The organism is Bacillus sp. 3a, from assembly GCF_017161885.1.
GTDB classification, from domain to species: Bacteria; Bacillota; Bacilli; order Bacillales; family Bacillaceae; genus Bacillus; species Bacillus safensis.
On record NZ_CP067376.1, the window covers coordinates 2512301 to 2526830 of the forward strand.

8 protein-coding genes are annotated in these 14530 nt (G+C 40.3%); all 8 read right to left on the reverse strand.

What is annotated here, in order from left to right; genetic code table 11:
* Positions 1–23: 23 nt before the first annotated feature.
* The 8 genes from JJ692_RS12780 to JJ692_RS12815 all read right to left on the reverse strand — a co-directional run bounded on the left by JJ692_RS12780 (position 24) and on the right by JJ692_RS12815 (position 14486).
* Positions 24–3143, reverse strand: coding sequence for an MMPL family transporter (locus JJ692_RS12780; protein ID WP_151039479.1), 3120 nt, complete (start codon positions 3141–3143; stop codon positions 24–26).
* Positions 3121–3597 carry a MarR family winged helix-turn-helix transcriptional regulator gene (locus JJ692_RS12785; RefSeq protein ID WP_151039478.1) on the reverse strand — a complete coding sequence of 159 codons (477 nt, stop codon included), beginning with the start codon at positions 3595–3597 and terminating at the stop codon, positions 3121–3123. Before JJ692_RS12785 ends, JJ692_RS12780 begins: the two co-directional genes overlap by 23 nt.
* A gap of 151 nt (positions 3598–3748) precedes the next feature.
* Complete coding sequence (gene yfmH, locus JJ692_RS12790) at positions 3749–5041, reverse strand: EF-P 5-aminopentanol modification-associated protein YfmH (RefSeq protein ID WP_151039477.1); 1293 nt, start codon at positions 5039–5041, stop codon at positions 3749–3751.
* Entirely contained in the window at positions 5038–6318 is a 1281-nt protein-coding gene (gene yfmF / locus JJ692_RS12795; protein ID WP_103132409.1) for an EF-P 5-aminopentanol modification-associated protein YfmF, read from the reverse strand. Before yfmF ends, yfmH begins: the two co-directional genes overlap by 4 nt.
* A 145-nt stretch (positions 6319–6463) precedes the next feature.
* Positions 6464–9580, reverse strand: coding sequence for an MMPL family transporter (locus JJ692_RS12800; RefSeq protein ID WP_044330517.1), 3117 nt, complete (start codon positions 9578–9580; stop codon positions 6464–6466).
* A 311-nt stretch (positions 9581–9891) separates the two neighbouring features.
* On the reverse strand, positions 9892–11121 hold the full coding sequence (gene bcbE / locus JJ692_RS12805) for a bacillibactin exporter BcbE (RefSeq protein ID WP_241258068.1): 1230 nt from the start codon (positions 11119–11121) through the stop codon (positions 9892–9894).
* A gap of 102 nt (positions 11122–11223) precedes the next feature.
* Entirely contained in the window at positions 11224–11949 is a 726-nt protein-coding gene (locus JJ692_RS12810; RefSeq protein ID WP_024424122.1) for a GntR family transcriptional regulator, read from the reverse strand.
* 164 nt (positions 11950–12113) lie between these two features.
* Positions 12114–14486, reverse strand: a complete 2373-nt coding sequence (locus JJ692_RS12815) for an FtsK/SpoIIIE family DNA translocase (protein ID WP_206533847.1) — start codon at positions 14484–14486, stop codon at positions 12114–12116.
* Positions 14487–14530 lie beyond the last annotated feature (44 nt).

The window sequence follows — 14530 nt, forward strand, 5'->3', positions numbered from 1 at the left end:
TTCCTTCTTTCTATATAGAATACCTATTCTTTTCGTTTAAATGGGAACCAGTTGGCTGATCCGAACAATTTCACCATTACAGGTACGAACAATGGTAGCACAACGAGTGCGTACAGTAAAAGTCCTGTGAGGACAAGTGTTGCAATCTGCAGGAGAGACAGCACACCTGATGGAAGCATGGCGGCAAATGTTCCTGCCAAAATAACAGCAGCAGACATAATGACAGACCCCATATTTTTCATTGATTCAGTCATGGCAAACTGGATGTCTTTTGTTTTGTATTCATTGAACCGCTCCATTAAGAAAATCGAATAATCGACTCCGAGCGCCATTAAAATCACAAATCCAAAGAATGGTACAGCCCAGTTAATGCCAGGATATCCGAAGAAATGGGTGAAAATAAATTCTGTTACACCGATTGCTGTAAAGTAAGTCAATATGAGTGAACCTACCAAGTAAAGCGGCATGACAAGCGAACGGAACAAGATCACCAAAATAAGGAAAATACCAATCATCATGTAAAGCACTGTCTTATTGAAATCTTGGTCTGACAGTTGTTTTAGATCAGCGTTCATACTTGATACACCTGAGACGCCAAATGATGCATCTTTTAGGTTTGTTTCAGGAAGTGCCCGCTCGACAGAAGCTTCCACTTGTTTAATCGTCGACAAGGCGTCATTTCCATATGGATTTTTCTCTAAAATGACATCAATCTTTGTCATCTTGCGATCATCTGACATGTATGAATCAAATACTTGCTTGAATGCTTTATTTTTCAAGACGTCTTTTGGAATAAACCAGCCGGCCATGTCTTGATCTGGTGCATTTTTCAGTTCGTCTAAGTAGTCACCTGCACCCATTAAGCCGCTCGAAATTTTCTCCAGTCCATTTACACTTTTGTTCAGGCCGTCTGTCAGCTTGGTCAGGTTATCCCCAAAGCCGCCAATCTTTTCTTTCATTTGCTTTTGGCCATTAATGATGTCCCCCGCTCCATTTGCAAGCTTTGGCATATTTTCGGCTAATTGTCCTTGACCTTTAGACGTTTGATCCAGTCCATTTTCAACTGCATCTAAGCCAGCAATGAGTTCATCGATTTGATTTGTCAAGACTTTTTGCTGCTCAGAAGCTTTTGCGATAAAGGCATCAGCTGCTTCAAGCTGCTTTCTAGCTTCTTTCGCTTGTTTGGCATAGCTGTCTGCCTGTTTCGCCCCTTCTTGCAAGGTCGCAGAAAGTTCATTGTACGAACCTTTAATCGCTTGATACGATTGATTTTCTTTTACTTGCGGGATTTGCTTTTCAAGGGTACTAAATTGTGTATTTGCTTGTTTGATTAACGCTTTTACATCTGCTGCGGCAGAGGATGACGTATCCACTTGCGCTAATGCTGCCTTTAATTCTTTGGAAATACTTTTATATAGTGAAACTTGCTGATTCACTTGTGCGACTTGAGCCATTAATTCCTTTTTTGCACCTTTGATTTCATTTTTAATGGCTGCTACACCTTTTTTATTTTGGTCGATGCCGTTTTGCAATTTTCTTAAGGATTTTTCAACATTTTGAATCCCTGTTTGCACAGATTCTGTACCAGAAATCAATTTGTTAATGCCTTTTCCTGATGATTTGATTTGCGGTGTTTGATCCTCAATGGATTGACTCATTGTTGTCAGTGCATCTTGGATGTTTTTCAAGCCTTCATTGCTTTTATCAAGTCCTGTGTTCAGTTCTTTGGCTTGTGATTTCACGTACAGATCACTCAGCCCTTTACCGACAGGACGGGTGGCACTTCTCACTTTACTGACCCCATCTGTTTGTTCAATTGCACGGCTGAGTTTTTCGACGGCAATCAGCCCTTCATTGTTGTCTAAAAGGTCAGATGATTTCACGACCACTGTTGCCGGAAGTGCTTCACCCGGTCCAAACTTATCAGAAATGGTATTGAATGCGTTAACCGATTCGTATTTATTACCAATTTCATCTAAGCTGTTATAAGATAGAGTTCCTTTATACATGAGAATTGGCGGAAGCGTAATGATTCCTACAATTAATAAGCTGAAAAGCGGTTTCTTAAATGAAAAACGACCTGCTGTTTCCCACATTTTTGACTGCGGATGGGCAATATCGCCTTTAATCGGCCAAAATAACACCTTTCCTAAAACTGCCATAAAGAACGGCACAATCGTGAGAAGAGCCACAATGAGCACAGCAACCCCAACTGCTACTGCAACAGCTGATTTATAAAGCTGGAATTGTGCCAGACCAATACATGTAAAACCGATCAGCACTGCAATTCCGCTGAATAAGACGGTCTTTCCTGCTGTTTTATACGTAATCAGAATCGCCTCAATTTTATCTTTACCATGTGCGATCTCTTCCTTAAAGCGGCTGAGAAGCAGTATACAGTAATCTGTTCCAATTCCAAACATGATCGCGACCATAAAGATCTGAGTAAAGGTCGAGAGCGGAAAGTCTACATATTTTACTAAATAAGCCACGATTGATTGACTCACCAAGTAAGACAGTGCCACTGCGACTAACGGAACGAAAGGCGCCACAGCTGACCTAAAAACAAGAATAAGGACAACGAGAATAAACCCAATCGTAATGAATTCTGTTTTCTTCAGGCCTTCCTGCGAACTTGTGATAACATCATCATCAATTAACGGCTGCCCTGTCATTTCAAATTTCAGGTTTAAGCTTTTCAGCTTTTCATTGACTCTTTCTTTAAAATCGGACGCTTTGATTTTGTTTGAGTCATATGTAACTGGAACAAGGAGTGTCGTTTGATCTTTAGAGAGCATTTGTTTTTTGATATCTTTATTGGCTTCAAAGTAAGAAGTGATGTCCTCTATGTGGAGATCTTGATCCTTTTCTAAAATATCCATTGCCTTTTTTAAAGATGTTTCTCTTTCTTTCACAATGTTCTTTTCTTGAAAGACAATGACGATTGATTTTTCTGTATCGCCGTTTTCAGACATTTTCTTTAATAACTGATTGGCATATGAGGACGGGTAGCCGTCTGGTACAGAAATTTGCCCCTTTTCTTTTGTTAATTGCGCCATATTAGGAGCGGTGATGAGTAACACTGCCGCTAATACGATCCACAGGATCGTGATCAGCCATCTACCCTTTATGATTGCTCTCATTAGTACTTTGTGCCTCCTCTTCGATGATCACTTGATAGATCTTTTCATATGTTTGAATAAATGATTCCATTTCTTTTTCTTCAAGCTTTTCAAAATAAGATCGAACCAGATCTTGAAGCTGCTTTTCCATTCGGCTGACCACATCTTTGCCCTCTGGCGTGACGTACAGGTGAACATTTCTTCTGTCAGCTTGATCATGTTCACGAAAAATATAGTTTTTCGTAAAAAGACGATTAGTCATGGATGTTACAGCACTTTTGTTTACATTACATACATAAGCAAGGTCCGTAGATGTACATCCTGGATGTAAATTGATGTATCGAAGCGAGTAATATTGATCAAGCGTCAGCTCTTTATCAAGCTTTTCGGTGATCATACTCGAGACTTTTTTCTCCATCCAGAGATAGACATCTGCATACCTCTGGATAAGCTGGGCAATTTTATTTTGTTCCATACGCTGCTCCTTTTTAGTTTAAGTGTTTAACTATTAAAGAGTTTAACTAATGTCCAAAACAATTGTCAATGAATATCCTCCCAAATAAAACGGCTTTTTCAATGAACATAAAAAAGACAAACTCTGCCGATATGAGTTTGTCTTTTTACATTTATTTTGTTTTTGGGACGACTTTGAAAACAGACATCCGTTCTTCATCAATTTCTTCGTCTAAAATTTGCTGAATATCAGCTAATTGAATTTGTTCCAGCATTGAGACGACATCAAATAAGCTCATGTCTAAGAATGCATATCGAGTAAATTGGTTCGCAATATATTCTGGAGAATTCATGGCTTTTAAAAAGCTGCCGATTTTTTTCTTGCGCGCGAGTTCAATTTTCTCTTCTGTCATGAGGCTTTTTGCTTGAAGAAGGGTTTCTTTTAATACCTTTGCGAGTTGATCAGGATCATTTGTATCCCCGCCAACTGAAGTAAAGCCAAAGCCGCCCTCTTCTGTATAATCGTAGCTGAATGTTTCATCAATTAAGCCTTTTTCATACATCTGTTCATATTGTAAGGAGCTTTTGCCAAACAGCGTCTCTAAAATGAGGTTCATCCCAAGCTCATGCTTTAGCAGCTGATTTCCTTTTTTATGCGGATTCTTTGTTTTCAAACCGAACATACATTTAGAGCCTTGTACGTTCATTGGAAGTTCGTATTCTTTCCGGTACACACCTTCTGGCTCATTGATGTCTTTTCGTTTGATCTCCGGCTGATCTGTAAATGGCTTTTTCGCCTGATTCGCTCTGACTTGATCTAAAATTTGCTTCGGATCAACAGGCCCGACGACGAATAGAAGCATATTGCTCGGGTGATAGAACGTTTCATAACATTCATACAAATGATCTTTTGTAATAGGGGCAATGCTCTCTACTGTTCCAGCAATATCTATTCTCACAGGATGCTCTTGATATAAATTTTCAATCAGACCAAAGAATAAACGCCAGTCTGGATTGTCATCATACATGTTAATCTCTTGGCCAATAATACCCTTTTCTTTTTCGACTGTTTTTTCAGTAAAATAAGGCTCCTGAACAAAATCAATAAGTGTCTCAAGATTTTGTTCGACATTTGAGGTGCTAGAGAATAAATAAGCCGTTCTCGTAAACGTTGTAAAAGCGTTTGCGGATGCTCCTTGTTTACTAAATGTATGAAACACGTCTCCATCTTCTTTTTCAAACAGCTTATGCTCTAAGAAATGGGCAATTCCGTCAGGCACTCGAATCATGTCTTCTTTGCCAAGCGGCACAAATTCATTATCAACTGAGCCATATTTTGTTGTAAAGGTCGCATAGGTTTTGTTAAACCCTTGCTTTGGCAGCACATAGACGTCAAGTCCGCTTTCCATTTTTTCGTGATAGACCGTTTCTTGCAGCTGATCGAATTGAATTGTTTTCACTGTCATGAAGCACCCTCCGTTCCTTTAAGAAAATAGGTCGTATCCCACTCGATTTTCTGACCCACTTTGATGATGTCCTCTTTTGTCACTCGGTCTAATGCTTCCAAAAAGGAATCAAGGGTTTCCCCAGTTGGCACAACGGCATGCTGATACAAATATTCTGCTGTCCCATATGATGTATCGATCGTTTCAAGCAGCTGGTTTTTGACGACTGCTTTTGTTTGATCAATCGCTTCATCTGAAAAATCACCTTTTTGCATCGCTTCAAATTGTTCTTTGATGATGTCCACTGCCTGCTGGTAGTTGCCGACTTCAATCCCTGACATGACCATCATCAAGCCTTTAAAGCTTTCAAGTCTAGACACAGCGTAGTAAGCTAGACTTGCCTTTTCACGAACATTAATGAATAGCTTAGAATGCGAGAAACCGCCGAATATGCCATTAAACAAATGCAGCGCCGGATAATCTTTATCTGCAATCGTTGTATGTGTACGAAAGCCAATATTCAGCTTGCCTTGTTTCACGTCCTCTTCATCAATGACTTCTTTTGGTTCATTTTGAGGTCTTGCTGATTCAGCCTGCTGTTTGACTGGTTCTCTTTCACTTGTTTTAAAGTATTGGGAGACCATGCGGCTGATGTCTTGTTCGTCAACATCTCCGACAACATAAAGATCAAGCTGGTTTGATTGAAGCGCATGCTCATAAGCTTCAAAGAGCGAGTGAGGTGTGATTGCGTCGATGTCTTCCATTTCGCCATTGACGTGCAGCGCATATGGTTCACCTTTACACATTTCCTGCACGAGTCTTAAGTTCGAATAACGCATTTTGTCATCATAAACTGCCTGAATTCGCTGTTTTAATGTGCGTTTTTCTTGGTCTACATATAATTGACTAAACACTCCTTCTTCAACATACGGGTGGAATAATAGGTCAGATAGTAAGGCAATCCCTTTTTCTAGTAAAGGGGTTTGATCCTTTAAATATTTTTCATTCGCCATTTCTAGGCGAAAGGTAATGATGTGATTCTCACCTTTTTTCGCCATGTCGGCGGAAACGGTTGCTCCATAGAGCTCATCAAAATAGGCACGCAGTGCGCCTGTTTTCGGCATCTTTTCTGTTCCTCTTAACAGCACATGCGGGAAAAGAGAACGCATGGTGACGTCATCTTTGGATAGCGGTGCAAGCATTTTAAAAAGGATTGTCACGGTTTTAAATTTTTCTGTTTTGACAATATGAGTATGAAGACCCGGTGTGTCCAGTGTCTTCTCTTGTAAGTACGTCATGAGAAACCTCCTTTGTTCATCCTATTTATTATGTATTAGAACATAGCTGATATATACGTGAAACAGCCATTTAATAGACATTATATCAATCAGAGGAAAGGATAGGAAATAAAAACGCCTCTGCTCATAGCAGAGACGCCAGTCGTTATTTCATTCTAAACGGCCACCAATTCCATTTACCAAAAATACGAACCATGACCGGAATAAAGAGGGGCAATACAACAAAAGCATATAATAAAAGTCCAATGAGTACGACTGTTGCAATTTCAACAAGCGATAATACTCCTGATGGCAGCATAGCAGCGAACGTACCTGCTAAAATGGCCACTGCAGAAATAATAACAGAACCCATATTTCTCATCGCTGATATCATCGATGCTTGTACATGCTCTCCCTTCCATTCATTAAAACGATCCATGAGGAAGATGGAATAATCGATCCCGAGCGTCACAAGAATGACAAAGCTGAAAAATGGGACAGCCCAGCTGACACCATCGTAGCCAAAAAATGTTTTAAAGATCCATTCTGTTAACCCGATTGATGTAAAGTACGTTAAAATCAGTGAAAGTGTTAAGTATATCGGCATGACGATTGACCGTAATAAAATAATTAAAATAATAAAAATACCAATTAACATGAAGATAACAGTTCGAATAAAGTCACCGTCAGACGTTTCTTTTAAGTCCACATTTAAGCTTGAGATACCAGATACACCGTATTTGGCATTTTTGAGTCCACTTACAGGTAAATATTGATCAAGGGTTTCCTCAATTTTCGCGACACCTTTCATCGCTTCATTGCTGTATGGATTCACATTTAAGATGACTTCAAAAGTCGTTAATTTACGATCTGGAGACATATACGTATGAAAGATTTGCTTAAATTCTTGGCGTTTCAGCACTTCTTCTGGAATAAACCAGCCCGTTATTTCTTCATCTGGCGCTTGCTGAAGCTGCTTTAAGTAGCCGTCAGCCTCGGTGAAGCCGCTTTTGACCTGCTCAAGCCCTTCAATACTTTCACCTAATCCATCTGTTAACAATGTAAGTTTTGATGAAAGCTGGCTAAATCCTTTTTTGATGGCTTTTTGGCCGTCTGTCAGCTGATCTGCACCATCTTCGATTTTAGGCATTTCTTTAATCAATTGTTTTTGGCCCTCATTTGTTTGGTCAAGGCCGTCATAAATTTGATCAAGCCCATCCATGAGCGCTTGCACTTGGCGTCTTACTTCTTTTTGCTTGCTTGATAAGGTTTGAATCACTTGATCTGCCTGCTTGATCTTTTGCTTAAAGTGAGCGGCTTCCTCTTCATATACACTCATTTGATCCCCTGCTTGATCAAGCATTCCTTTTGTTTCTTTGAATACCTTCTTGATTTCTTTATATTCATCCATGTCTTTTACTTCTGGAAGACGATTTTCTAGTGCTTCAAATGAAAGATTTTCATAGGATGCCCTTACTTTCTTAATGGTTGTCATCAGCTGCTGATTCGATTTCGCATGGCGTTCAAGTGTATTCACCACTCGCTCTAGCTCTTGAAGCATCGTTTCGCTGCTGCGATATTCTTGCTCTAATTCTTTTTTCGCTTTTTTGATTTTACTTCGAATGGTGCCGACGCCTTCCTTACTGCGTCTCACTCCATCTTCTAAAGAGATTAAGGATTCCCTGACTTCTCCGATACCGCTTTTGATTGCTTTTGTTCCATCAATCAGCTGGTCAATGCCTTGAGCGGATTCTTCAATTTTTGGTTTTTGTTTGAGAAGAGCGAGATTTGTTTCGGTCAAGCCATCTGAAATTTTCCCGATTCCTTCATGGCCTTTGCCGAGTTCTCCTCCAAGCTCTTTCGCTTGAGATGTGACATAAAGCTGGCTCAGCCCGTCCCCAACAGGCCGCGTGACACTGCGGACTGTTTTGACTTCGTCAATGTCATTTAATTTACGAGTCAGTTTTTCAATCATGACAATGTTTTCCTGATTATCCAGCTTATGATCATTTTCGACAAGCACATTCAGCGGCAGCGCTTCACCAAAGCCAAATTGCTCTGATATCGTATTAAATGCTGACACCGACTCATACTTATTCCCAATTTCATTTAAACTGTTATAAGATAGGGTGCCGTCGTACATCAGAATAGGAGGCACCGTAATAAGAGCGACTAACCCTAAGCTGATCAGCGGCCTTTTAAATGAAAAACGCCCAGCCCATTCCCACATTTTACTTTGCGGATGCCGAATGTTTTCTCTTTTAGATGGCCAGAATAGAGATTTTCCGAAAACAGACATAAAAAAGGGAACGATGGTGACAAGGGCAATCAGCAGAATGCCTACTCCAACGGCAACACTAACGGCTGATTGATACAATTGGAATTTAGCAAATCCAATACTTGAGAAGCCGACTAACACGGCTAAGCCGCTGAAAAATACCGTTTTCCCTGCACATTGATATGTGACGATAATCGACTCTTTGACATCACGGCCTTGCCCGATCTCCTCTTTAAAACGGCTTAACAGCAGGATGCAATAATCCGTTCCGATACCGAACATAATGGCTACCATAAAAATCTGAGTAAAATTAGATAGAGGAAATTGTGTATATTCTACGAGAAAAGCCACAATACACCGGCTGACAGCGTAAGAAATGCCTATCGTAATGAGCGGAACAACAGGTGCCAATATCGATCTGAAAACAATAATTAAAATAAAGAAAATAAAAATCATCGTGATAAGTTCAGTTTTCTTCAGACCTTGTTGAGAGCTTTGAATGACATCTGAATCCACAAACTTTTGACCCGTTATTTCATATGAGACATGATAGGGCTTTAAAACTTCCTCAATTTGTTCTTTAATCTTCACAGCTTTTGTTTCGTAGTGGTCGAATTTGAATGGAACAAGAAGTGTACTTTTATCCTTTGATAAAAGTTGTTTTTGAATGTCCGGATCTACATGAAAATACGAAGTAATTCCGTCAATGTGGAGTTCTGGGGCATTTGACATGAGTGCAGCTAAAGCCTTTTTTAATTCCTGCTCTTTCGCAGGGAACAGATGTTGTTCGGAGAATACAAGCACACCTGTATCTTTTTTCCCGTTCTTATCTGACAGCTTATCCAATAGGTGAAGTGCCTCAGCTGTTGGTGTCCCCTCCGGAACCTTTAATTGCCCTTTTTCTCTTGTTAATTCCTCTAAATCGGGCGCAGTAATAAACAGAATCACAGCTGTTATCATCCACACCACTAATACAATCCATCTTGCTTTAATTATTTGCAACATAGCTGCTTCAAGCTCCTTCTACTTCTTCAATCAATTTGCTGTATTTGAGCGTGTCTGAAGTGCTGACTGCGTCTCCTTCAAATGGCAGGATGACCTATTCAATTGTCCTTTCGTGTTGAAGAAGCATATCTCCATCATCAGCACGCGAGCTCAATTTCTGCCTAAAGAAAGACAGAAAATGAATGTTTTTGAACACCTCCAATTTGGGATAATTTAAAAGATATTACTATACATTAGTTTAACTATCAAAATTTTACATGTCAATTTATAAAAAAGAAAAAAGATGGCAAAATACCATCTTTTTTCTATATTTAAACCGTTTTCAATCGTTCACTCTCATCCTCTTCATCTGGCTGGATGAAAAAGAGGACCAAAAATAGTGAAATGAGACTGCAAATGGTCGAGAGAATAAAAACAATGGAGTCCCCTTTATCCATTAGATAGGCAAAAATCGGAGGTCCTAAAGCAACACCGATAAAACGCATACTGCTATAAAATGACGTAATGGTACCGCACTGCTCTTTTTCAATTCCTTCTGTAATCAGCGCATCAAGTGCAGGCAGCACAATACCGATGCCCACTCCGCCAATGCTTAAACAGATAAACAATACGAAAAAGCTGTGATTCCACCATAAAAAAATATAAGAAAGTGATAACAAAGCCATCCCTACGATTAAAAAGATTCTCATTTTTCCTTTTTCTTTTCCAATCGTTTTTCCAGCAATGTAGGAACTGATTGATAGAAAAAGGAGCGGAATACTCAGCAGGAGTCCTTTTTTAACGCCTTTTATTTGATAAGCTGCCTCGAGGTTATCGGATAAGTAAAAAAGCACACCAAAAAGAAGAAACATAATAAAACCGCCAATAGCAAAAATGGCATAAAGCCAGCGTCCCTCATGCTTAAAAATGGTCTTTGTTGATTTTAAAAATTCTTTAAATGTAGGCGGGTCCTCCTCTTTTTTCGCCGACTCTACCATGAACAGTACCATGAGAAAGCTGATGATCGAAAAGAACGGAATGAACCAAAACGGCACAAACCAAAACCATGAAGCAAGAAGTGCCCCAATAATAGGGCTTAGTACCTTACCTGCTGTATTAGAGGTTTCAATGGCGCCAAGTCCGGCACTGACCTCTTCATCATCATGAAACAAATCTCCAATAAACGGCATAACGACAGGTGCGGCTCCAGCTGAACCAATCCCTTGAAGGACCCTGCCAAATAGAATCCACATATAAGGTTCTTTCATGATCGTTGAGGCGACTGCTGCCACAGCTCCTCCAAGTCCAGCGATTAAAAGACACGGCAGCAGTACCTTTTTCCGCCCAATCCGGTCTGATAAGTAACCGGCGATTGGAATACATAAGATGGCTACAACCGAATATACCGTAATAATGAGAGAGACTTGAAAGGAAGTAATCGAGAGTTTCTTTTCTATCTCTGGCAATACTGGTATTAACATCGAGTTCCCTAGTGTCATGATTAGAGGCACTGATGATAATGCAATGATATTCTTTTTACTGACTGTTTTCTCGCCCAACATCATTCACCCAATTCTATATACTGTTACGTATTAGTGTGGCAAGTTTGACGAGTATTATGTATGGGCGAACAAAAAGCAGCCGCCTATGGAAGCGACTGCTTATTAAAATCGTTTGCGTATGACATGAAAGCTGAATTTATCCGCTCGAAAATAATTGAGGGAGTATAAGACCGGCTGATCATCCTGATCATAGTGCATTTGTTTCAGTAATAATAACGCCGTTTCAGGGTCACAATCTAGAATCGGTGAGACCTGATCGTGGTAGCCAATTGGTTCAATATCAGCAACTGCATATTTAATCCCGCTGTGCGGTTCTCTTCCAAACAGCTCAAAAAGAGACTCTTCTTCATGTGTAAAAGAAGCGGGAAGATGTTTGACCGGAATTTTATCTAAACAATAAACAACTGGCTGCCCATCTGCCGTTCGAACGCGTTCCATTGAAAAAATCCCATCAGATTTATCACACTGAAAACGAATGACATCATTCTCTGTTGGCTCCCCTTCTTGCGAGGATAAAAAGATGGTGCCAGGCGTCATATTGACCTGCTCAATCATTTTCGTAACACTTGTCAGCTGTTCTATGCCTGTCGAAAAAAGCGGTCTTGAATTGACGAAAGTCCCTACCCCATGCCTTCTAATTAAATACTTCTCTTCTTCTAATATACGAAGGGCCTCACGCAGTGTCGCTCTGCTCACACCTAAAAGTTTTGAGAGCTCAAACTCAGAAGGCAGTTTTTCTTTTTCAGCATATACACCTGTTTGAATATCTTCTTTAATACGGTCAATCACTTTCAAATATAAATGGCGATTGTCTGTTTTGGTCGACATGTTTTCCCTCCGTCTAATCAATGCAAATGATAAGATGAGAAATCTCTATTCCGAGATAAGTTGAACATAACTATATCATGTTTTTGCAAATAAATAAATAGTCTGACATCCAGTTAACATAATCATACTATTGTTCACTGTTTTTCAGGAAAGCTCTCTTCAATTTATGAAGAGAGCTCGTCATATTGTTCTTTTGAGAGAAGAACTTCTCTCGGTTTACTTCCTTCATATGGGCCTACCACGCCCCGCTCTTCCATTGCGTCAATGAGACGTGCCGCCCGGGTATAACCGATGCGAAATCTTCTTTGCAGCATAGAAACAGAAGCCGTCTGCATACCGATGATCAATTCTACTGCTTCATCATATAGATCATCTTCCACAGCCGCAAGCTGATCCTGCGTTTCTTCGCTCGGAATCATTTCCTCTTGGTATTGTGCTTTTTGCTGTGTGATCACGTGATCCACAACATGTTCCACTTCTTCATCTGATAAAAAGGCGCCTTGCACACGAACCGGCTTGTTTGCACCAACAGGTAAAAACAGCATGTCCCCTCTGCCCAGCAGCTTTTCTGCGCCTCCCATATCAAGGATCGTCCTTGAATCTGTTTGAGAGGATACGCTAAAGGCAATGCGGGATGGGATGTTGGCTTTAATGACACCTGTAATGACATCGACAGAAGGTCTTTGTGTGGCGATAATCAAATGAATTCCCGCAGCACGAGCCATTTGAGAAAGTCGTGTAATGGAATCTTCCACATCAGAGGAAGCGACCATCATTAAATCTGCAAGCTCGTCTACAATGACAACAATATAAGGAAGCTCTGGCTGTTTAGCATCTTCTGTTTGATTCATCCGTTTAATGTAATCATTGTATCCTTCAATATTTCTTGTCCCCGTATGCGAAAACAATTCATAGCGGCGTTCCATTTCGCTGACTACTTTTTTAAGGGCCTGCGATGCTTTCTTAGGGTCTGTTACGACAGGAGCCAAAAGATGCGGAATGCCGTTATACACATTTAATTCAACCATTTTCGGATCAATCATCATCATTTTCACTTCGTGAGGCTTCGCTCTCATGAGAATGCTTGTGATAATACCATTGATACACACACTTTTTCCGCTTCCAGTCGAACCTGCTACAAGCAAATGCGGCATTTTGTTCATTTCAGCAAGCACAGCTTCACCCGAGATATTACGGCCGAGTCCAATGAGGAGCTTAGCATTTGGACGGTCATTTTGCTTCGATTCTAATACCTCTTTTAATGAAACCATAGCAATTTCTGCATTCGGAACTTCGATGCCGATGGCTGATTTACCAGGAATCGGCGCCTCAATACGAATGTCCTTTGCTGCAAGTGCAAGGGCTAAATCATCACTTAGATTGACGATCTTACTGACCTTCACGCCGACATCTGGATATACTTCATATTTGGTCACAGCTGGACCTAAATGAACCTGTGTGACTTTTGCTTTCACACCAAAGCTTTGGAATGTTTTTTCAAGTTTTCTGGCATTTTCATAAATATTTTTCTTATCTGTTTGCTGACCTGAATGCTGAGGCTCTGCCAAAATATCAAGTGACGGCAATTCATAATCTTTGTTTTCAAGTTCTGTAAATGTCATCGGAGGCGCCTCTTTTGGTTCATCGGCTGTATCTGATTGAACTGGTGCACTTTGCACAGAGTCCTGAAGAGGCGCTGTCTCTTTTTCCGCCTGCTTTTTTTGAACCGGCGGTGTGAGAATGTCATCTCTATCTGCAAAGCTTGAAATAATCGGCTGGCTATTATCAGAAGACGGCGTTTCCTCTTCGATCAAGATCAGATCATCCTCTTCTTCTTCTTGAATGCGTGAACGTTTTTTCTTTTCACCTGTTTTCTGAGAGGACGCGCTCTTTTTCGCCTGCCTGATTCCTTTCATATCTTCAACAAACGCTTTCCACTGCTTCACCATAAATTGTGATACAGGAATCGTCACTTTTTTCACCATTTCCTGAAGGGATCGGTTTGTCATCAGGACAATTCCAATCAGCATCAGAACAATCGCCATGATTTGCGAGCCTGCTTGCGCAAATAAGAAATAAGAAGCAGCGAACAAGACGGCTCCGATCATGCCGCCCCCTAAATCAGGCGATCCTGTTTCACCTTTCATATCCATCAAGAAAAGCTCAAATGTATTTCTAATCACACTTTGAGAGCCAATGACACCAGCAGATGAAAGATGCTGAAAAAGCTTCACATGTGACAAAAGCAAGATGCTCGCAATGATGCAGTAGAGACCTGCTTTTCTTCTTGTTAAAATATCTGGGATTTGTTTTTTCCAGAAAATCGTCACACCAAAAAGAAATAATCCGATAAGGCAGAGAATGAACCATTCACCTGCAAAGAATCGGAATAGATGTACAAAGGTTTGTCCAACAACGCCCAGCTGTAAAATGGCAATGATCGCTATGGCAATACAGACTAACCCATTTAATTCATATTTCAGTTTTAGCTGTTTATTTTGTTTTTTTCTCGTTTTCCGTTTTCTCTTTTTAGCCATACTCATCACCTTACTACGAAAGAAAATATAACCTACCGAAAGAT